Genomic DNA, 19,158 nt, shown 5'->3' on the forward strand with positions numbered 1-19,158 from the left:
CGTTCAATGTTTGGCGGAAACGGCACTATTGGGCGCGTCAGCGAGAAGCAACGAAAAGTCCGTCTCGTCCTCGTCCTGGCGGCCGATGACCTTGCCGTCGGCCTCAACGATGATCGGTCCGGCATGGCGGCGTGAAAGATAGGAGTCGGGTGCGAGCGCCTCTGCGGAGCGATGGTAGAGTTCCCACCAGAGCGCGGCGTCGACATCGACCCCGTCGCGGCGGATCTTGTCGAGCAGGGCGATGTCATCGGGATCAGTTGCGGGCGTGACGGCGATCGTCGCGCGATCGGCGCCAACAGCGACTATTGCCTTCAAGCCGAAGCGCTGCGCCAGCGCCTCGATGACCCGCAATTCGCCGATGTCCGCAGCGTTGCGCACGGTGACGATGCCACGGCCGCCGGTCTTCAGGATCTCGACCGCCAGCTCAAGGGCGGCATCGGCGGCAAGCCAGGCATGTTGGCCGCCGCAGTGAATGACAGGGTCATCCGATCCCTCGAGTGAAAGTGCGCTGGGGGTGGCCTTGCTGATCGTCTCAAGCGTTGCGGGCAAGCGGGCAAAGCCGCCGAGGGCGGCCGAGTAGACTGCGCAATCGCGAAGGGCCGGAACGAGCCCGCTTTCGATGCGCGTGACCTGGAGCAGGCGCTCAAACACCATGCGCATCTCGCGCAGGCTGACAGTCATGGAGGTCGCAAGATTAAACTGGCACGTGCTCACAGGTTTGGCTCCGCAGGATAAAACCACAACTCGTCGGCGCTCCCAGAAGCAATGTCTTCGGGAATGGGCGCGCCATGGAACAGAACGCCACGCAAGTTGCGATCGAGGAAGTCGCGTGTCTTGTCGATGCCGTGGATACCGACATTGAGAAGGCGGGTGATATGAGCTGGCGTGAAGGAGCCGCTCATGATGTCTGCATGGGGCGAATGCAGGCTGGTGCCGGCAAGGGCCTGGACACGGGTGACGATGGCCCTGTGCTGTGGATGGGCGAACAGGAAGCGGGCTGTACTCAGGTTCGGGTCGGCCGCCGAGAGGTCGCGGTCAAGTGCTACGACGAGACGTGGCAGGTCGAGGCCGAGATTGACGACATTCTGACCGACCTCCGTTGCAAGGCCGCGGCGCGGTTCTTCGGCGGTCACGGACTTGTACCAGACGTAGCGCTCGGAGGCCGGAACCTCCAGATTAAGCTTGAAGGCCCAGGCGTAATCGTTGCGTATCAGGTCGCGCAGTCGGTGAACCGGCATTTCCGGTCGCCCCGTCAACTCCTCGTCGATGACCAGGCCGTCGACCAGGGCATCGGCCTCGTCGGGCACCAATTCGATCAGGAGCGAATGAAGAGTTTCCATGGCTTCCGCATGGACGCGCCCCTCAAGCGAGGCCGCAAGTTCTGCGAAGGGCTCGGCCTCAAAGCGGTTGCCCGCCTGCCAGCGTTGCAGAAGGTCGGCGACGGCGCGCCGGATGATCTGCAATTCTTCCGCAAGCACGTCGGAACGCGTGAAGTTTTCGTAGGCAGCACGATCCTGCGTGCGGAAGGTGATTGCCTTGTCGACGAGGGTCAGCAGCTTGGTGATCTGTGAGCCCGCGTCGTCGGGGAGTACAGCCTTAGCGCGCGCAATGGCCTCTTCGCGAATGAAAAGCCAGCGTTCAATCAGCCGCGGGTGGTTGTTGACGAATAGCATCAGGCCGAGTGCCGAGCCGTTGCCGACGCCGAGGAAGCGGCGAAGGTCCTTGGCCATGTCCGGCGCCTGCGGCGAACCGAGGCGGACAAGATGCTGCAACAGGTCCTGAGCGAAGACACGCATCATGTAGGCGCACAGCATCTGCGCAGCGAGCGACCAGCGCAGTGGGTGGTCCGCTTCATAGGCAAGGAAACTCTTCGTTCCAAACGTGCCGTTGCCGTCGAGACCGGTGTTGCGCATGAGATAGCAGGTCTGTGCAAGTTCAGCGACGTCTGGCTGCCGTCCCGCTGTCAACGCCTGGCGGGCACTCTCGAAGAAGCGACCGCTGCGATTGGAGCGGCACCATATGAGCGTGCCGGGTGTGGCGCGCCCCTCGTAAAGTTTGGGAAGCTCATTGCGCGTGGTCTCGAAATCGACCTGGCTCAGATCGCCCTCGATCAATGCGCCCATCATGTCCCAGGCCCGGCCGATGATCCGACCGGTGCGGCCATGGGGCGAGGGCTCAAAAGAGAAGACGGGGAAGCTGAAGCGCCAGCTGCCAATATCGATGCGGTATTCGGCAACCCCGTTACCCTTCTCATCGATCTCGAAGCGCTTGCAAAGGATCTGCCAGCGACCGCGGATTGCGTGGCTGAGCAGCGCGCGCGATGCGCTGACGCGCGACGGCTGGATGGCGGCCAAGCGCTCAGGCGCCATCATTTCGCCGGCTGAACGCATAAGCCGCGCAATGCGGTACGCGTCCTGCGCCGGAGCAGGTCTTCTAAGGGCAGTCATTTATTGGTCTCCTCGCATGCGCCCCGAGCTCGCCGCCGCTGCCGCAACGACGATCCCAGCGCATTTTTCAGTATCAAAACCTTGGAACGGGCCCGAAAGGGCCAGTGCGCCGATGCACTCGCCCTGCGCGTCTAGGATGGGTGCGGCGACCGCCGAGACAGTGCGCGGGCCTTCGACTTCCGAAATGGCGTATCCCTGCTGGCGAACCAGCGTCATCATGTCATCGTCCGGGAGGCTGACGCCTTGCGCACGCAGTCGCTCAATGATTTCTGGGCGCGCGTGCGAGGCGAGCACGCGGCCGAAGGCTGTCCTATCGAGCCTGAGATGCGCACCAACCTTGAGGTCGGCGCGAAGAACGCCACGAGATTCCACCCGCCGAACGATAACGGCATCCCTGCCATCGAGGACTGCGAGCGAGGCCGTTTCACCGCTTTGCGTCACCATTTCCTCGAGAACGCCCGCAAAACGTGCGCCGAGATTGGACTGCTCCAACGCCATGGCCGCGTGGCTGACGACCCGCAGTGTCAGCCGGTAGCGGCCATCCTGTGTCTGTTCGATCCAGCCGGCCTCGACCAGCGTGACGAGGCGCTGATGGGCAGCGCCGCGGGCTTCTCCGAGCTGCTTGGCGATGTCGACCAGGCGCATCGGCTCTGCGGCGGCCGCGACACAGTCGAATGCAGTAAGTGTCTTCAGCACGGATGAAAGGGGGCGAACTGCCATTCGAAATTTCTTTCTTTTTCCTATTGTCCAACATTAGAAGACGGTGTATGTTTATGTTGGACGATAGATTGATATCTGTCAACTTGGGATTCCTGTGGCCGATGAAAAAATCTGCGCCCGGCCGCGCGCACTGAAATGACCAGGCCCTAATGGTTTGAATTCATGCCTGGCTTAGAAACCTGAGCATCTCAAACGAACCACGATGCCGGTGAAGATCGACAAGAAGGACGCGCGGGGCATCGCGCAGGTGATGCGGCTTGGCTGGTTCAGAACAGTCCACTGCAATTCTCTTCCCAGCGCGATGGCCATGCATAGGGCCGCGTGTGTCCGCCAAAGGTCGGACATTCCAAGCTGCAGCTCGCGGACTGTGATTGCGACGCGAGCGGGGCCGCGTATCCCAGGTGCCCGGCCCAGACGGGTGACCATAAGTTTGTTATGGTTGAAGCATAGGTTCTGACCCATCACGGCCATGGGGACGACTAAGGTGAACGAAACGGAACTCAAGCTTGAGCTTTCGCCCGACGCGCTCGGGCGGATTAAGGCGTCGCCACTTTTGACAGGCAAGCCTAAAACCATGTCCCAGCGCTCGGTCTACTTCGACACCCCGGACCACAAATTGCGCGCGGCGGGATTTTCCTTGCGGATCCGCACGGTAGACGGAGTGCGGACGCAGACCGTCAAGGCAGACAACGCCAAGTTAGCCGGGCTTTTCGTGCGCCCTGAATGGGAGTTCACAATCTCCAGTGACCTGCCTGTTCTCGATCACTCGACGCCAATCAGATCGCTTCTGGAAGACGATGTCGACGCTCTGCAAGCCCGGTTCGATGTTCACGTCGAACGTCGAATGTGGTTGCTCTCGCGCGACGACGCCAAGATTGAAGCAGCGTTGGACATTGGGCGTGTCACCGCGGGCGATCGGGAAACCCAATTCTGCGAGCTGGAACTCGAGCTGAAGAACGGTTCCAGTTCCGCTCTCTTTGACCTTGCCCGGAAGCTGGATACTTTCGCACCGGTTCGGATCGGCGTGCTGAGCAAGTCAGCGCGTGGCTACAAACTCCTTGGACCTGCCGTCAGTGTATTCAAGGCGGAGCTCGTCCAACTGGATAAGCAGACCACAACGGCCGCCGCCTTTCAGCAGATCGCTCAGGCCTGCATCAAGCAATACAGGTTGAACGAAGCGGTCCTTCTTGCCGCCAGGGATGCCGAGGCACTGCACCAGGCTCGCGTGTCGCTGAGAAGACTGCGATCGGCGTTCTCCATATTCAAGGACGTCATCGCCGATGATCGATCCGAGCACCTTGGAAGTGAAGCGCGCTGGCTTGCCGGGGTTCTCGGACAGGCGCGAGATATCGATGTCCTCTTGGGCAAGACGGAGTTGGCGGCATTGCGCATTCGCCTGACCGAAGCGCGAAATTCCGCATATGACGAGGTGGAAGCAACGCTGGGCTCACCAAGGCTTAGGGCATTTATGCTGGATCTTGCCGAATGGATTTCCAACGGTCCCTGGCTGGATGCCGCGGAAACGACGGATCTCAGGCAGGTGCCGGCCGTGGATTTTGCTTCCTCCGCGCTCGAGCGCCTGCGAAAGAAGATAAAGCGAGACGGACGGGCAATAGTCGTCGTCGACGACGAAGAGCGCCACAAGGTCCGAAAGGATGCAAAGAAGTTGCGCTACGCGTCGGAGTTTTTCACGCTTCTTTTCCCAGGCAAACGGGGGCGACGACGTCATAAGCGGTTCATAACCATCCTCGGAGAGCTGCAGGACCAACTCGGCGCGTTGAACGACATGGCGGCTGGTTCACAACTTCTTGAAAGGATCGGGCTGGCCGGCGAACCGGCAACGGCATCCCTAATCGCGAAAGGCAACAAGAAGGGCCTGCTTGAGGCGGCCGAAGATGCGTACGTCGATCTTGTGGATGCGAAACGTTTCTGGCGATAGCCCCAACAACGCTCCAGGCCGCTTCCTTAAGGGCGACCTCGACCGGGCTGCCGACCGCGAGGTCAAGCTCGCGATCCGCGCGTCCCCGGTTGACCGAGATCTCGGCAAGTTTCCGCCGTCAGCGTCATGCGGACTTTCATTTTCTTGCCGCCGATCTGCCCTTCGCACACTGTCTCCTCGATCTTGCTCTGCGAGGTCATACCGACTTCCTTCAGGAAGGTGCGGATCGCCTGTTGAAGGCGTCTTCGCTCAAGGCAGAACTCCTCTGTGTCCGGAAATCATTCCCCGTCATCAAATAGTGCCCTCGGTAAAATCACAGCCTTGTGCAGAGCGCGAGGCACAAGCGGGCGGATGGCTGGCGCGGCTGCGCGTCGCACGAAGGAGATCGCCGGGCCCTTGGTTCGATTCCGTTCACCCCAGGATTTTGGGAAGGGTTATCTAGGCGTTTAGTACCCAGTCATCTCCACATACCCCCTCCCACCGACGTTGCCGCCGAAGCTAATCGGGCCTTCCCAATACGGTGTGGACGTAGACATCCATGCTTGGTCGTTCAACGGCCTGGTCGTGACGTCAAAGCCGCGACTGGGAATTCGTATGTTCCAGGCCACTGGAATCTGACGCCCCGCGACCTTGGCAGTCCGGACGGGAGCGATCTGGAGGGCCCCCGCGGGTAAGGGGTCCGGTCGCCCGTCGGCGGTGATCCAGGTGGCGGAGGTATATCCCTCTCCTTCATCTCTGAGACGGAAGCCCATGAGCTTCTCTCCCGTATCGAGATGCAGCGAGAACCAGTCCCAACCGGTCTGGTCTTCCGCGAGCGGCTGTGACGACCACTCGCGGTCAAGCCAAGCCTTCCCCGCCACCTCTACACTCCCGGTGGGTAGCGAAAGCGAGCCGGTCACCGCGTAGAACGGTTGCGAATAGTAGTAGCTGGCCTGTCCCTTCGCTGATTTCACCGAATAGCCGTTATCGCCATGCGGCACGAGCGGGCCGGTGGCCGACAGGCGGAGTTCGTAGCCGAAGTCCTTTGCGGCTGCAGTCACGTTGAGATCGGCCAGCTGATCCGATCCCGGGGTTGCAAGTCCCGTCATCTGCCAGTCATCGATCCAGGCCGCGAACGGCTCCGCGACAACACCAGCCTGCCCCACGCCCCCGCGTGAAATACGTTCTGCCACGAAGTGGTCCTCTGAAGTGGTGACGGCTGCGTGACCCATCCAGATCTGTGGGCTCGACCACTCGCCGGCCTCACCCGGAGCAAGCGCTGACCGGAAAAGGGTCCACTGCGCTCCGTATTGAGTTCCGTCGGGTGCTTCAAGATTGGCCGTTAGATACCACCACTCTATCCGAAAGTCCGGATGTGGGCCGTGGTCGGCGGAAAAACGCAACAGCTGGCCGGGTTGCGGCACCGAAAACCCTTCGGCCGCTGAGCCAAGGCCACCAAAACCCTCGGAGACCGCTTGGCTCCCGGATATGCTGGCCATGGTCGTCGCCGCAAAAGCGATCGCAATCGATCTAACGCTCATTGGCGAATACCTTCAGAAGTTCCGATGGCGTGACTCCGGCCAGCCGGCGAAGCGGGATAAATACGGAAACGACAGCAGCGGCGAGCACGACGAGACCGAGGCGAACCCACTCGTAAGGAAAGATATACATAGGCAGACGCCAACCGAAGCCTTCGACGTTCACCACCGCGAGAAGCACCCACGCCAGCGCTAGGCCGAGGGGCAAGGCGGCAACAAAAGTCGCCAGCCAGAGCACCAGCGTTCTCAGAAGCTCAAGAAGAGCGAGATCGCGTCTTGTGACCCCCATGGCCCACACAGGCGCAAGCTGCGGGAGGCGCATTTCCGAAAGCGTGAGGAGGCTCGAGAACATAGCGAATGCTGCAACCCCAAGTGTGAACATGTTCAACGCGCCAGTGACCAAAAAAGTGCGATCGAAGATCCGCCGTGACCGTTCCTTCAGTGCCGCTTGATCGACGACGTTATCGGATGGTAGTCCGAATTCGTCCGAGAGCCTCGATCGTAGGTCCGCAATCTGATCAGGCTGGATCCGCAGACCGTAGCGCAGACGCGAGACCTGCGGGTAGCGAGAGGTCAGCGCATTTATTCCGACGATGACCTCGCCCTTTGGGTTTCCGTAATCCGAATAGACCCCGACAACCGCCGCCTTCCAGTCCCCCGCCAGATCCAGCTCATCGCCGATACGGAGCCGGTCCCGCCTCCAGAACTGTTCGTTGACCAGCACCCCTTGACCGGACGCCACCCGATCCCAGACGTCCGGCATGCCAACGATCAGGGGCCAGTGCTTCCTGTAGGTCGGATCGTCAACGACACCGAAAATCTGCATCGGCTGCCCCCGGATCTCGGCATCTACGCTGGAGATCGGCAACACCGATTCCACCTTCGTTGCGAGCCATGTCCTGAGCCTGTCTGCCTCGCCCTCGTTCCGGGCAGCGACGTAAAGTTCGGCGGCGAGACGTTGGTCGAGCCAGGCGACGAACGTGAGACGGAAGCTCGACACCATGGTTCCAACGCCGACGTTTGCCGCCAGCGCAAGAAGCAATGCCATGAGCGCAAGGGAAAGTCCGGGGAGCTGCTGCCGAGCGTCGGCCCAGAACCACGTGACGAGCGCACGTGAAGACGTCCGCTGCATTACGGTGAGGAATCCGGAGAGCACGGTGGGGAGAAGTAGCGACGCCCCGAGCAGAAGACAGCCAAGGATGCCAAAGCCCGCCTCAAGTCCATCAGCCCATAGAAGAAGAGCTCCCGAGAAGGCTAGCAAAGCCGCCGCGGCCAGCACTTGAATCCGCCGCCCCGCTTGCCACGACCGCCCCCACACCTGGGGTTGGGCCGCCGCGAGCAAAGGCACCCGCATCAAGCGCAACAGGCTCTGTGCCGACGAAACCATTGTTCCGGCCACTGCGATGGCAAAGCCCGAAAGCCACCACTCCGGACGCAGGGAAAGCGTGCCGGGCACGCTGGCTCCGTAAAGTCCTTCAAGGGTCGCGGCCACTCCGGGCAGTAGCAGTGACGCGATCAGATAGCCGATCGCGACGCCGACTGCCCCGGCGGCGAGGGCGAAAAGGGCAAGCTCGGCGAGCAGCAGAACCGCAAGCGCACTCAACGAAACTCCAAGGCAGCGAAGCGTTCTGAAGGTCGGCCGCCGTTGCTCGAAAGCGAGACCGATCGTCGAGTACACGATGAACAGCCCCACCGCGAAGGCGAGAAAACCGAAGGCCGTCAGATTGAGATGGAAGCTCTCGGTAAGATGCTCGACATCGGTTTCTGCATTCGGCTGACGAACTGAGAGCGTTGGAACAAGCTTTTCAAGCGGATCCAGACCGGAACGTTGGCTTTTGGCGATCACAATCCGACTGAGTACGCCCTCTCTTCTTAATAACTTCTGGGCCAAGCCGATATCGGTGAAGGCGGCGCCGTCCAGCATCCGATCCGAAACACGCAGTGCGAGGTCCGTCTGTCCTCGCATTTTTTCCGCTGTTTCGGGAGAGACAACCAGCATGCCCGGAGGCGTGATGAAGGAAAGCAAGTCCCCGGCATTTCCCAGATCGACGGTGTTGGTTTCCGCGGGCATCGTCAGTGGCTCGATGCCGATCACCCTTAACCGGGTGGTTCCGAACCGAAAGTCTCCCTCTAAAACTGGTGACACGATCCAGCCCGCCCGTCTGAGCCGCACGAAGGCGGACTGAGGAATCGGGCGGCCGTTTGGAGAAACCAGGCTGGCCAACCCGTTCTGGTCGAGCACAACCGCGGCGCGGGTGTAGCTTGCGCGGGCCTCTGCGTTGATCGCCTGCACTCCGGACCACAAGGCCGTCGCCAGCGCCAGGCCGGACAAGAGAGCGACGAGCTGCAGCGGTCGTCGTCGCCAGTGGGACAGAAGTGCCGTGGCTGCGGTCCACATCTTCATTCCATCTTCCCGGACCGCAAATGCACCTGCCGGTCGAGCCTATCCGCCAGCCTTTGCGAGTGTGTCACCAGAAGCAGTGTCGATCCGGTTGCCTTCGACAGCGAGAGCATCAGTTCCAGAACAGCGTCTCCGTTGGCCTCGTCCAGATTTCCTGTGGGTTCATCCGCCAGGAGTAAGCCGGGACGCGCGGCAAGGGTCCGTCCGATCGCTACCCGCTGCTGTTGTCCGATGGAAAGCTGCTCGGGATATCTGGTCAGCAATGTCTCGATTCCTAGGCGGGCCACGAGTTCATTTTCCCACAGGGGATCGTGGCGTCCCGCGAGCTTGGCGTGAAAAGCGATGTTCGCGGCCACATCCAGTGACGGGACAAGGTTGAACTGCTGAAATACAAGGCCGACTTCTGTCCGCCTGTAGGCGGCGCGTTCCCGATCGTTCAGCTTGGAGATGTCTCGGTCCCCGATCACGATCTCGCCTGAGTCTGGACGGTCGAGGCCGGCTACGAGATGCAGGAGCGTGCTCTTTCCGCTACCAGACTCCCCTGTCAGGGCAACGCTGTCTCCCTGGCCGAGATCGAGATTGACCCCTCTCAACACTTCAAGGCGCCCTTCGGCAGTCTCATAGGATTTCCTAAGATTGCTAAGAGCGATCACCATGGTGGCCAAGATCAGGACAATTGCACATATGTAACGCTCCATGGCCGCTTGGAAAGGCCACCTCGAGTTTTCCGAATCGGGCAAATCCCAGCCGAGCTTCGCCACTTCGGCGGCATGGCGGGTGGCAGATAGCGCATCGGGGTTCGTCACGGGAGAGGCCTCTTCCGGACATCATCAGGTCCCGGCTCCTCGATGGGTCGCTCTGGGTTGGGCGGGTATCGGGGGACATCTGGTGGAACCTCCTCGGGCCTTTTCGGGTCTCTGGGGCCTGGGACCGTCACAACCTCGGGCTCAGATGGCGTCAGGCCTGCCGGGCCGGGCATCGGAATAGGTTCAGTAGGTTTTGTGCTCATGATGAACTCCTCTTCAGGAGGGCAACCGTTACCGCGAACAGGGAGGCGAGGCATGAGCATCGGAACGCGCTCGATTGCGTCTTCGCGTCTATGGTGTTGAAGGCAAGATCGGCCTGGAGCCGACGCTCGGCGATTATCTCGTTGTCATGGTTGAAGCCGCAGGGCTCGCTCTGGCTCAACTATGGTAACTGCTACGCCACGACTCCGAACGGGCGGTCGGCCGCGGATGTCATGGGCGACGATCGCACTTTTCGCGACAAGCCGTTCGCGACGGTCGGACCGATTCAGTGCCGGGATAATGGCGGCGAGGGCCACCACCACGATCGCAGGGCGGGTATCTGAAACCCATAGACCTCTGATAGACCTCTGCATGATCCCGAACCGCTCGGCGATCGCCTTGCAGGAGGCTGGTTGGTGGGTTCGCTCAGAAATCATCTGGCACAAACCGGATCCGGGGCGGGCCGACGACGGTGCACGCGAAGGTCTTCCTGCTCACCAAGGGACGAGGAACACAAACTTCCCGAGCACGATGATTCTGTGTAGCTGGTGCTGCTGCTTCCCGATCGGTACGGATCGCATTGGACTTTTGAGAATCTTCCTGTACGGTAAGTCACCACTGGAGATTTCAATGTTCAGGTCCGCACGCGAGTTCGGCGCCGCCGTTCGGGAAAAACGCAAAGGCCTCGGCTGGACCCAGACCGAGCTTGCCGCTCGCTCAGGCACGGGCGAGCGCTTCATCGTCGAACTCGAATCCGGCAAGCCGAGCTGCCAGCTCGAGAAGGCGTTGATCGTGGCGCGTACCGTCGGCATCGAGATCGGCGATCTCAGGGCAGCCCAGATGACCCCAACCGCACCGGACGATGACCTCGGCTTCCTGCCGACCTTTGGTGAGGGTGGATGACAACCATCTTCTATGAAACCCTTCCCGTCGCGCGCATGACCTTCGAAGGGGAATGGCGGCTCGACTACGATCTTTCTTGGAAAGCACGCCGCTCGGCCTTCCCCGTCTCGCTGACCATGCCGCTGCGTTCAGGCTCCGTCGGCGCCGACAGGCTGCTGCCATGGCTTGCCAACCTTCTTCCGGAAGCACATCTCGCCGAGATCGGCCAGCGTCTGAAAGTATCTCCGCAGGACATTGTGGGCCTGCTTGGTCACATCGGGCGGGACACGGCAGGCGCGCTCTCCATCGGGGAGGCGCGAAAGGCGGGCGTCAACCATGAGCCAATTCCGGATGAACAGGCACTGGAACGGGTACTCAACGAACTTCCGGCCAAACCCTTTCTGGTTGGAGAGCGCGGCGTCTCCATGTCCCTTGCGGGCGTGCAGGAAAAATTGCCGGTCTTCGTCGATGAAGAAGGCAAGATCTCCATACCAGTCGACGGAACGCCGTCGACCCACATCATCAAGCCGGACACCAGACGGCTTGCCGGAAGCGTCGAGAACGAAGCCTTCTGTCTCACCCTAGCACGGGCCTGCGGCTTGGACGCCGCAGAAACAACCATAGGCGCAGCCGGGAAACGACGCTATCTGCTGGTGAAGCGCTATGACCGCTTCACGGATCCGCGAGGCGAGATCCGCAGGCTGCATCAGGAGGACCTCTGCCAGTTGACGGGTCATTTTCCGTCACAGAAATATGAGCGATCCTCGACAGGTCGTGGCGTGACTCTGAAGATGATGTTCGGCGCCGTCAGCGATCTCGTTTCGCCTGCTGAACGCCTGAAGCTTCTCGATGCGGTAATCTTCAACGTGCTGATCTGCAACTCGGATTCACACGCCAAAAACTATTCGATCCTGATCGGTGCTGCAGGATCCGCAAAGATGGCGCCGCTCTACGACCTGATGTGTGCGGCGGTTTACCGCCAGGTGGATCAGAGTTTACCGCAGGCTATTGCTGGACGTTTCCACGCAACTGACTTGAGGCGTTCCGATTGGCAGGAACTGGCCAAGGAGCTCGGAATGAGCGGCGCATCGACCATCAGACGGGTGGAGGAACTTGCTGGACTCATCAGTAGCGCTTGTGAGGACGTCGCGCCGCAAATCGCGGCCATGGCTGGCGATCCGACGGCAGTCCTTGTTCGCATCGTTCATCGCGTTCAGGAGAGATGCAGGCGAATTCTGGCTCAGGCGTGCGGATGATCATCGGATCGAGAAAACTCCTTCGAGAACGGCAAAAATCCCGCTTGGGGCGCAGTTAGGTGCGAAAGCTTTGTGCCTCCCAACACGGCCGCTTAATCCCACTACGCTCTTACCGAGGCAGACGCGATGCCCCGCAGCACGAGCAGAACGAACGCACCCGGCTGACACGGCTCGCGCTCGGACGAGCAAATACAGGTGTTTCATCGAAATATGTACTTGGCGAGAGAGGCGGATTGCACGGGAAGCAACTCGCTGGTACCAACGACGCCCCACCTGGGGAGAATGCCTTTGATTGCCATCGCGAATCTTCCAACCTACCGGCCGTGCCGGCGGAGATGAGCCGTCGCAAGTTTGTGAGCGGCTGACCTTTACCCTGCGTTTCGGCCTGATCGCCAACAATGGTGTACTTTCAAAAGGTGAGAAAAACCATGCTTACAATCCTTACCCCCGGCGCCTTCGACGCGCTGGCGAACGGCGTTGCTCCTATAGGTCTCCGCCTCGTGCAGGACAGCTCCATCGCCTCTCAGGAGGTATTGCGGATGCTGTCCGATCTCAATCGCGGCGTCGACGAGGAATTCAGTCCATCGGCCTGGCTGATCGTTGAGGATGGCGAGGTGGTGGGTCTGTGCTCGATCACCAGGCCGCCTGAGAACGGCGACGTGCATATCGGGTACGGCGTTGCGCCCTCGCGCGAGGGCCGCGGCTATACGACGGCAGCTATTTCAGAACTGCTGAGGTGGGCACGCGGCGATGCGCGGGTCAGAAACATTTCGGCGGAAACGGCTGGGGATAACATCGGCTCGCATCGCGTGCTCGAACGAAACGGGTTCGTTCAATCAGGAGAACGCGTCGATCCAGAAGATGGCCCACTGATCTGCTGGACGATCGCCACCACATAGGTCACAGAGAAGCGTCAGCGCCGTTCCCAGGACGATGCCACCCATCATTGCGTAGGCCATGGGTCCCCAGAAGATCTCGTGCGATTTCGGGATCAACGCCAGGGTTGCCGCCTCAGCGGTGAGCATGATCTGCCGCATACGGTGTTCGGTCGCCTCCACTGGCTGTGAGTCCGTTGAAGAACTTCCGTGTGCGCACTTGGCGGCACGGTTGAGGGTGCTGCGGTTTCCATGTAGCGCACCCTCCTTCACCCGGGCCAGCACCTGTTCACGGTCCTCGGCAAATACACCGTGGTCTTTCGCGATTTATCGCTGACTGTCGAGGGATGGATCCCAAGAAAAGCGGACTATCCCAATGGCGCGCCGTCAAAGCAGGCATCCGGACGCTGCTTGAGCGCTGGATACCTCTTTTGCTGAAAGCGTCGCGGCAAGCAGCTTCAGGCGAATAGCGAATCGATGGAGCTGCCGTTCCTCGCGTATTCGATACTGACCGGTATTTTCGCGGACATGGCGGACTTTCTGCGCCACTCCTCAACTCGCAATTTTACTTGATAAAGCCTGGATACTGCACTTCCTCGCGATTCACGCCTTTCGTATCCAACCTAACCGGAGAGGGCTCCGGCACGTCCGTCATGTACCGATGTGCTATAAGCCAGTCGCGCAAGATGGTTTCGACCGCGTCGACCCGGCCGGCAGGTGGCGGTGAAAGGTCCGGGTCGGTCATGTAGGCCGCCAGTCCGGCTTCGATTTCATCTGGAAGAGGTGGGAAGTCTGCTGAATCGGACATGGTAGGCTCCTCAGGGCTTTAGCAAAGATAACGTGTACCAATTTCCGACTGTCGTTTTGAGGACCGTATCATATGGTGCTGCCATCCGGGACAGAGGCGCCGGGAACTGGCCGATAATGTCGATTGGTTTGAGCTCAAAAAATAGGCCCCAGGAGAGGGGCCTTGCAGAGGTGCAACCTTCGACATGAGTACATATAACACCCTTGCAGCAACAATGTTCCATCGCGGCGGTCGACAAATCACCGTCTCTGTTTTCGCACCCGGAGCACGTTACCGTTGCTGTTGCTGCACTTCTTGCAACGCATGCGTCGTCCAAGTGCCAGGATCGACTGCGTCGTGCCAAACCGACGCGCCAGGTCGTTCCGATCCAGGTGATGTTCTCGGCCGCAGCGTTTGCATTGGCAGAAAAGCTCACACCATTCCGGTAGATTGGCGAAGGTGATTTCTTCCGGTCGTCCGGCTGGTTCCGCATTGCCAGCCGGTACGATCGGGAGGGCGGGGCCTCCGAAGGCATTGGGTCGCTGTATTTCAGCTGGCAGCGATTATTGAAGTTGTTCTTGGTTTTAGAGCAGCCGTTTGCTTGTGCCAGTTGGTCCAAAAGGGAGGGCATAGGCATGTCGCCGACGCGCTCCAGCAGCGCCTTGGCGTCATATTGCTTCTTCATGCCGCATGAACATTCGACTCGAACCTTGGCGACAAGCTCCGATAGCCACCAGGCACCGTTCTTAGGCATTGCCCTTCTTCCACTCCGGCCGATGTTCGTAACCGAGCCACTTCGGGGTGGCCCTTCCGATAGCGAAGTCGAAGCCGCCCCACGTCTTCCAGCCGTGGTGTTCGCCCAGGTGCTTGGCCAGGTCGCTTTCCCCTCTCTTGGTAGCGCCAACCTCGTCGCTCATGCTCAATGCCTTCTGAGTAAATCTGTTCTACAAATGTTCTCATTAAGCAGAGAGTCAACGACCAGATTTGGGGAGGCTCTCCGCATAACTCAAAAAGGGGAGCGCCGAATCGCGGAGCTCAATCGACCATTCGAAGCCGGTAGGTGGCTGGCAATTATCCCAACCACCAAACTCATTCATTTGCTGCCATCGACCCTTCTTGCCGTGTCGAAATTCCTCGCTATTCGATTTGTAGATTTTGAATCGATAGGGGCGCACGACGCGGACAAAGATTACGGATCCATCCTCCGGCATGTCGCCTTTTCGCCATGTGGTGCCGGGCATTTTGATAGCCTCCACCCAATCAATGCGGCTTTGGGGCTATCAGCACGACGCCAGCGCCAAGCTCAAACATTTCTGCCTCAGCATTGATCGAGAGATAGTGGTTTTCGGCCAGCTCGATCAACGCTGATGAGGCCTCTTCGGGCGACCATCCTGCTCAGCATTGATCGAGAGATAGTGGTTTTCGGCCAGCTCGATCAACGCTGATGAGGCCTCTTCGGGCGACCATCCTGCTGCCTCGATCCTTTCGATCAAAAACTGGAATTCATCAGTGATCGCCTCCTGGCATTGCAGGTCACGATCGGGGTGAGATTTCGGATGTCTAGGCCCGGCGATTTTCGGCATGGCGTTTCCTCCTGCAGAAGATGTTAGGGCGGCGTTTGCTGTTCGCAAGGTCCCTCTAATGCAAGACGTTCACAATGCAGCTGAAGCAATCCGATTTCCTGAATTCTATCTGTGACGCTTGACGCCAAGGTAATGATGGAGGGACATCTTACGTGTAGTACAGGCCTTTGTTAGGGATCCGGAATGTGAGCAAGCCGAACTATCGGGATATCGCCCGCCTGGCCGGAGTCGGAACTGCAACGGTCGAGCGGGTCGTGAACGGGCGAGGCGGCGTACGCGCTGAGTTGGTCGAGAAGGTCGTTATCGCCGCTCGCTCCCTCAATTACCCCCGATTACCTGCGGACACCCATCGCGGACTGCTGCGCATTGAAGTCTTGTTGGTTCGACCTGAAACGACATTTTACCGCCGGCTCGCTAATGCCTTCGAGAGGATTGCCGAGACACTCGATCCGCTCGTAATCGTGCACCGCACCTTCACTGAAGAAATGAAGTCTGCGGAAATCGCAAGGCGCATCATGTCTACCGAAATGACGCGCGCAGGTCTGATCTTGGCCGCTCCCAACAATCCAACGATCAGCGCGGCGGTAGAAGCCGTTGTGGAGCGGGGTCTCCCGGTCGTCCATGTTGTAACGCGTGCCTCTGAGACGAAAGGTGAGTTCGTCGGCATTGACAACTACGCTGCCGGACGGACTGCGGCGCATCTCATTGCTCGAATGACCCGGGCAAAGGGCTCGGTCGTTGCCTTGTGCCATCCCATCTATCAGGTGCACCGCGAACGCATCCGCGGGTTCTCCGATTACTTTCACGAGCATCCTGGTTCGATCGCCTTCGAATGGCTTGGGTTCACACGTGATGACGAACTTTATAGCGCGGAGACTTTGGTCAACGCGCTCAAAATCTATCCCGACCTCGTCGGGCTCTATAACGCCGGGGGTGCAAATTCCGCACTGATTGACGTGCTGCGCCGAGATCCCCGCGGTCGGGACCTGCTGTTCGTCGGTCATGAGCTGACAGACTATACGCGCAAGGCCCTGCGTGATGGGATCATGGACGTGGTTTTGGATCAGGCACCGGAGGCACAGGCCCAGCGGGCGCTCGACCTCATTCTGCGACGCATCGGCCTGACGTCGATCGAGCCGGATCTCGCTCCAATCCGCTTCATCACCATCACCCCTGAGGGGCTTTGATCTAATCAGATCAAACGAACTTTCGGAATCCAACCCGCCTCCTGCTAGATTTTTGTCAAGGAAGATGCCGGCCTCCCAGAGGAAGAGGACCCGGATAGGGGCGCCAAATGCGTCCTTCTTCCATCGTCAATTTGTGCGGTTGTGAGCACATCCGATCCCGCGGAGGAGAGCGCAATGGATGATCTGAAGTTTGGAACGCGCAACAAACGCGGTGATTGGGCTCCGAACGAGCCGATTGAATTAGCGCCATTGTTTGCCTTTCCGCTCAAGCTGCTGGCGCTTGCAAAGTGGCTGCCACACTATTTCTTTCCGTGGAATGCGATCTTCGCCGTATCAGCCGTGGCCTATTGGGCTTGGGTGATACCGTCCACGGAGACGATGCAGGACTTGGGCATGGGCTGGATCGCGTCGCTTTATGCCGTGAATGCAATCTGCGTCTTTCTCTTCTACGGCGCTTTCGAACTTCATCTTTACATCCTGAAGCGCCAGGAGAACCGCTTCAAGTACAACGGCAAGTTTCCGGCCGACCAGAAGAGCAAGGCCTTTTGGTTCGAAAGCCAGAACGTTGACAACATCCTGCGAACGTTTCTGTCTGGAGTGACAATCTGGACCGCGATCGAAGTCCTGATGCTGTGGGCCTATGCCAATGGTTACGCGCCTTGGCTGACGTTTGCGGAAAATCCCTGGACGCTGGCACTCGTCGCACTCGTGGTCCCGATCATCCACGAATTCCACTTCTTCTGTATCCACAGGCTCATCCACACGCCGTTCCTCTACAAGTGGGTCCATTCTGTCCATCACAACTCGGTCAATCCATCGCCCTGGTCGTCGTTGTCGATGCATCCGATCGAGCATCTGCTCTATTTCGGAACTGCGTTCTACCACCTCATCTTGCCGTCCAACCCGATCATCATGCTCTACCAACTTCACTATGCGGGTTTTGGTGCGATCCCTGGTCACGTCGGTTTCGACAAGGTTGAGGTCGGTGAAGACAAGCTGCTCGATAGCCACGCCTATGCTCACTATCTCCACCACAAGTATTTCGAGGTGAACTATGGGGACGCCTTAATTCCGCTCGATCGCTGGTTCGGCACCTGGCACGACGGCTCTCCCGATGGCGAGGCCCGCATGCAGGAACGCTATCGCAAGCGGAAGGAAAAACTCGCAGCCCGCAAGGCACGCAACGCAATCGGGGAGGCCGCCGAATGACCTGGGTTTCAGCATGCAAACTTGACGACATTGAGCAGGAAGGCGCGCTGCGCTTCGATCACGCAGGCCGCACTTACGCGATCTACCGCGGGCCGGACGACAACGTCTACTGCACGGCCGGGCTCTGCACGCACGAGGCGATCCATCTCGCAGACGGGTTGGTCATGGACTTCGAGGTGGAATGTCCCAAGCATTCCGGCGTCTTCGACTATCGTACTGGCGAGGCTCTTCGGCTTCCCGCCTGCGAGAATCTGAGAACCTATCCGGCCGAGGTGATCGACGGAGAAGTACGCGTGGCCCTCGGCTGAAGGCTCCGCTACCGAACAGGCCCGTGGGGCCTCCGGAATGCGATCGGGTGATCCGGCACCTACTGGGAGGATGATATGAAATCCATGTACCTGGCAGCCGTTCTGGCCGCCTTAATGGGAACGGCTGCGTCCGCGGAGACGATCGGCGTCTCGATGCAGAGCTTCGACAACAATTTCCAGACATTGCTACGACAGGGACTCGACGCGAGAGCTTCTCAGATAAGCGGCGTCAACCTTCAGATCGAAGATGCTCAAACCGACATTTCCAAACAGCGCAGTCAGTTGGACAACTTCATCGCCTCGGGCGTGGATGCGATCATCATGACGCTTGCCGATACGTCGGCTGCCCCTGGCATCAGCGAAGCAGCGCAGAAGGCTGGCATTCCATTGGTCTACCTCAATCTTCAGCCCGACAATGTCGATACGCTACCCGAAAAGCAGGCCTATGTTGGCTCGAAAGAGACCGACTCGGGGAAGTTGGGTGCCGAGGCTGCCTGTGAGCTCTTGAAGGCAAAAGGAAAAGCAAGCGATGCCCAGGTCTACATCCTGATGGGAGATTTGGCGCATCAGGCTTCGCGGGATCGCACCTCTTCGGTGAAGGAAACGCTGGCGGCGGGCGATTGCAAGGGCGTGACAATTGCTGACGAGCAATCCGCTGCCTGGACACGCACCAATGCGATGGATCTGACCACGAATTGGATCACCGCCGGCCGACCCATTGACGTGGTGTTTGCCAACAATGACGAGATGGCGATTGGTGCCATTCAGGCGCTGAAAGCGGCGGGCGTATCGACGGACGATGTAATCATCGTTGGTATCGACGCGACGCAGGACGCACTGGCGGCCATGGCGGCAGGCGACCTGGACGTCACGGTATTCCAGAACGCCAAGGGCCAGTCAGCGAGCGCCGTCGATGCGGCGGCGGCATTGGCTCAGGGCAAGAGTATCGAGAAGGCGGTCTGGGTTCCCTTCGAGCTCGTCACGCCCAAGAACATGGCCGAATACGCCCATCAGAACTGATCCTCCCACGACTGGCGCAT

At 59.7% G+C, this 19,158-nt stretch carries 19 protein-coding genes and 2 pseudogenes; 8 read left to right on the plus strand and 13 right to left on the minus strand.

All coding sequences use genetic code 11. The features are described 5' to 3' along the window. Positions 1-3: 3 nt before the first annotated feature. The 3 genes from ASD02_RS20070 to ASD02_RS20080 are packed head-to-tail and all read right to left on the minus strand — an operon-like array spanning position 4 to position 3,167. Positions 4-714 carry a hypothetical protein gene (locus ASD02_RS20070; protein WP_057221033.1) on the minus strand — a complete coding sequence of 237 codons (711 nt, stop codon included), beginning with the start codon at positions 712-714 and terminating at the stop codon, positions 4-6. Beyond that, complete coding sequence (locus ASD02_RS20075; protein ID WP_057221034.1) at positions 711-2,447, minus strand: hypothetical protein; 1,737 nt, start codon at positions 2,445-2,447, stop codon at positions 711-713. Before ASD02_RS20075 ends, ASD02_RS20070 begins: the two co-directional genes overlap by 4 nt. Continuing rightward, on the minus strand, positions 2,448-3,167 hold the full coding sequence (locus ASD02_RS20080) for an IclR family transcriptional regulator (protein WP_057208256.1): 720 nt from the start codon (positions 3,165-3,167) through the stop codon (positions 2,448-2,450). Between the two features lie 484 nt (positions 3,168-3,651). Here ASD02_RS20080 and ASD02_RS20090 point away from each other — a divergent pair, with 484 nt between their 5' ends. After that, entirely contained in the window at positions 3,652-5,106 is a 1,455-nt protein-coding gene (locus ASD02_RS20090) for a CHAD domain-containing protein (protein WP_200951701.1), read from the plus strand. Between the two features lie 62 nt (positions 5,107-5,168). Here the strand turns inward: ASD02_RS20090 and ASD02_RS39835 are convergent. The 4 genes and pseudogenes from ASD02_RS39835 to ASD02_RS20110 form a co-directional block, all read right to left on the minus strand. After that, a pseudogene (locus ASD02_RS39835) lies at positions 5,169-5,359 on the minus strand (DUF6494 family protein). A gap of 193 nt (positions 5,360-5,552) precedes the next feature. Beyond that, positions 5,553-6,626, minus strand: coding sequence for a lipocalin-like domain-containing protein (locus ASD02_RS20100; protein ID WP_057221038.1), 1,074 nt, complete (start codon positions 6,624-6,626; stop codon positions 5,553-5,555). Beyond that, positions 6,616-9,027, minus strand: coding sequence for an FtsX-like permease family protein (locus ASD02_RS20105; protein WP_057221039.1), 2,412 nt, complete (start codon positions 9,025-9,027; stop codon positions 6,616-6,618). Before ASD02_RS20105 ends, ASD02_RS20100 begins: the two co-directional genes overlap by 11 nt. After that, positions 9,024-9,680 (minus strand): ABC transporter ATP-binding protein, encoded by a 657-nt coding sequence (locus ASD02_RS20110; protein ID WP_057221043.1) that lies wholly within the window; start codon positions 9,678-9,680, stop codon positions 9,024-9,026. Before ASD02_RS20110 ends, ASD02_RS20105 begins: the two co-directional genes overlap by 4 nt. Before the next feature lie 981 nt (positions 9,681-10,661). On the opposite strand from ASD02_RS20110, the gene ASD02_RS20115 reads away from it, so the two are divergent. The 3 genes from ASD02_RS20115 to ASD02_RS20125 all read left to right on the plus strand — a co-directional run bounded on the left by ASD02_RS20115 (position 10,662) and on the right by ASD02_RS20125 (position 13,068). Beyond that, complete coding sequence (locus tag ASD02_RS20115; RefSeq protein WP_057221040.1) at positions 10,662-10,934, plus strand: helix-turn-helix domain-containing protein; 273 nt, start codon at positions 10,662-10,664, stop codon at positions 10,932-10,934. Then, a complete protein-coding gene (locus ASD02_RS20120) occupies positions 10,931-12,169 on the plus strand; it encodes a type II toxin-antitoxin system HipA family toxin (protein ID WP_057208272.1) in 1,239 nt (412 codons plus the stop codon). The genes ASD02_RS20115 and ASD02_RS20120 overlap by 4 nt, the downstream gene beginning before the upstream one ends. A 398-nt stretch (positions 12,170-12,567) precedes the next feature. Beyond that, on the plus strand, positions 12,568-13,068 hold the full coding sequence (locus tag ASD02_RS20125; protein ID WP_244494247.1) for a GNAT family N-acetyltransferase: 501 nt from the start codon (positions 12,568-12,570) through the stop codon (positions 13,066-13,068). Here the strand turns inward: ASD02_RS20125 and ASD02_RS39840 are convergent. From ASD02_RS39840 to ASD02_RS20145, 6 genes and pseudogenes are all read right to left on the minus strand, one after another. Beyond that, a pseudogene (locus tag ASD02_RS39840) lies at positions 13,006-13,227 on the minus strand (hypothetical protein); the annotation flags it as partial. The gene ASD02_RS20125 and the pseudogene ASD02_RS39840 sit on opposite strands and share 63 nt — an antisense overlap. Before the next feature lie 382 nt (positions 13,228-13,609). Beyond that, positions 13,610-13,852 (minus strand): hypothetical protein, encoded by a 243-nt coding sequence (locus ASD02_RS20130; protein ID WP_057208276.1) that lies wholly within the window; start codon positions 13,850-13,852, stop codon positions 13,610-13,612. Between the two features lie 10 nt (positions 13,853-13,862). Beyond that, positions 13,863-14,585 (minus strand): hypothetical protein, encoded by a 723-nt coding sequence (locus tag ASD02_RS39845; protein WP_244494248.1) that lies wholly within the window; start codon positions 14,583-14,585, stop codon positions 13,863-13,865. Further along, positions 14,578-14,748, minus strand: a complete 171-nt coding sequence (locus ASD02_RS39235) for a hypothetical protein (RefSeq protein WP_164474915.1) — start codon at positions 14,746-14,748, stop codon at positions 14,578-14,580. Before ASD02_RS39235 ends, ASD02_RS39845 begins: the two co-directional genes overlap by 8 nt. Before the next feature lie 54 nt (positions 14,749-14,802). Next, on the minus strand, positions 14,803-15,072 hold the full coding sequence (locus ASD02_RS20140) for a hypothetical protein (protein ID WP_146160918.1): 270 nt from the start codon (positions 15,070-15,072) through the stop codon (positions 14,803-14,805). Positions 15,073-15,189: 117 nt separating this feature from the next. Then, the gene (locus ASD02_RS20145) at positions 15,190-15,414 is read right to left on the minus strand and encodes a hypothetical protein (protein WP_057258477.1); all 225 of its coding nucleotides are present in this window, start codon (positions 15,412-15,414) and stop codon (positions 15,190-15,192) included. A gap of 185 nt (positions 15,415-15,599) precedes the next feature. Here ASD02_RS20145 and ASD02_RS20150 point away from each other — a divergent pair, with 185 nt between their 5' ends. From ASD02_RS20150 to ASD02_RS20165, 4 genes are all read left to right on the plus strand, one after another. Beyond that, positions 15,600-16,601: a LacI family DNA-binding transcriptional regulator gene (locus tag ASD02_RS20150; RefSeq protein ID WP_057208279.1), complete on the plus strand. Its 1,002-nt coding sequence runs from the start codon at positions 15,600-15,602 to the stop codon at positions 16,599-16,601. 174 nt (positions 16,602-16,775) lie between these two features. Then, entirely contained in the window at positions 16,776-17,810 is a 1,035-nt protein-coding gene (locus ASD02_RS20155) for a sterol desaturase family protein (protein WP_057208282.1), read from the plus strand. Then, positions 17,807-18,118, plus strand: a complete 312-nt coding sequence (locus ASD02_RS20160) for a MocE family 2Fe-2S type ferredoxin (RefSeq protein ID WP_057208284.1) — start codon at positions 17,807-17,809, stop codon at positions 18,116-18,118. Before ASD02_RS20155 ends, ASD02_RS20160 begins: the two co-directional genes overlap by 4 nt. A gap of 75 nt (positions 18,119-18,193) precedes the next feature. Continuing rightward, complete coding sequence (locus ASD02_RS20165) at positions 18,194-19,138, plus strand: substrate-binding domain-containing protein (RefSeq protein WP_057213580.1); 945 nt, start codon at positions 18,194-18,196, stop codon at positions 19,136-19,138. The last annotated feature ends 20 nt before the right edge of the window (positions 19,139-19,158 follow it).

Source organism: Ensifer sp. Root1252 (genome assembly GCF_001425885.1).
Taxonomy (GTDB): domain Bacteria; phylum Pseudomonadota; class Alphaproteobacteria; order Rhizobiales; family Rhizobiaceae; genus Ensifer; species Ensifer canadensis.

Coding starts and splice junctions, on each gene's coding strand:
- ASD02_RS20075 (WP_057221034.1), bottom strand. CDS start 2,447: ATGACTGCCCTTAGAAGACCTGCTCCGGCGCAGGACGCGTACCGCATT.
- ASD02_RS20080 (WP_057208256.1), bottom strand. CDS start 3,167: ATGGCAGTTCGCCCCCTTTCATCCGTGCTGAAGACACTTACTGCATTC.
- ASD02_RS20100 (WP_057221038.1), bottom strand. CDS start 6,626: ATGAGCGTTAGATCGATTGCGATCGCTTTTGCGGCGACGACCATGGCC.
- ASD02_RS20105 (WP_057221039.1), bottom strand. CDS start 9,027: ATGAAGATGTGGACCGCAGCCACGGCACTTCTGTCCCACTGGCGACGA.
- ASD02_RS20110 (WP_057221043.1), bottom strand. CDS start 9,680: ATGGTGATCGCTCTTAGCAATCTTAGGAAATCCTATGAGACTGCCGAA.
- ASD02_RS20115 (WP_057221040.1), top strand. CDS start 10,662: ATGTTCAGGTCCGCACGCGAGTTCGGCGCCGCCGTTCGGGAAAAACGC.
- ASD02_RS20120 (WP_057208272.1), top strand. CDS start 10,931: ATGACAACCATCTTCTATGAAACCCTTCCCGTCGCGCGCATGACCTTC.
- ASD02_RS20125 (WP_244494247.1), top strand. CDS start 12,568: ATGGTGTACTTTCAAAAGGTGAGAAAAACCATGCTTACAATCCTTACC.
- ASD02_RS20130 (WP_057208276.1), bottom strand. CDS start 13,852: ATGTCCGATTCAGCAGACTTCCCACCTCTTCCAGATGAAATCGAAGCC.
- ASD02_RS39845 (WP_244494248.1), bottom strand. CDS start 14,585: ATGCCTAAGAACGGTGCCTGGTGGCTATCGGAGCTTGTCGCCAAGGTT.
- ASD02_RS39235 (WP_164474915.1), bottom strand. CDS start 14,748: ATGAGCGACGAGGTTGGCGCTACCAAGAGAGGGGAAAGCGACCTGGCC.
- ASD02_RS20140 (WP_146160918.1), bottom strand. CDS start 15,072: ATGCCCGGCACCACATGGCGAAAAGGCGACATGCCGGAGGATGGATCC.
- ASD02_RS20145 (WP_057258477.1), bottom strand. CDS start 15,414: ATGCCGAAAATCGCCGGGCCTAGACATCCGAAATCTCACCCCGATCGT.
- ASD02_RS20155 (WP_057208282.1), top strand. CDS start 16,776: ATGGATGATCTGAAGTTTGGAACGCGCAACAAACGCGGTGATTGGGCT.
- ASD02_RS20160 (WP_057208284.1), top strand. CDS start 17,807: ATGACCTGGGTTTCAGCATGCAAACTTGACGACATTGAGCAGGAAGGC.
- ASD02_RS20165 (WP_057213580.1), top strand. CDS start 18,194: ATGAAATCCATGTACCTGGCAGCCGTTCTGGCCGCCTTAATGGGAACG.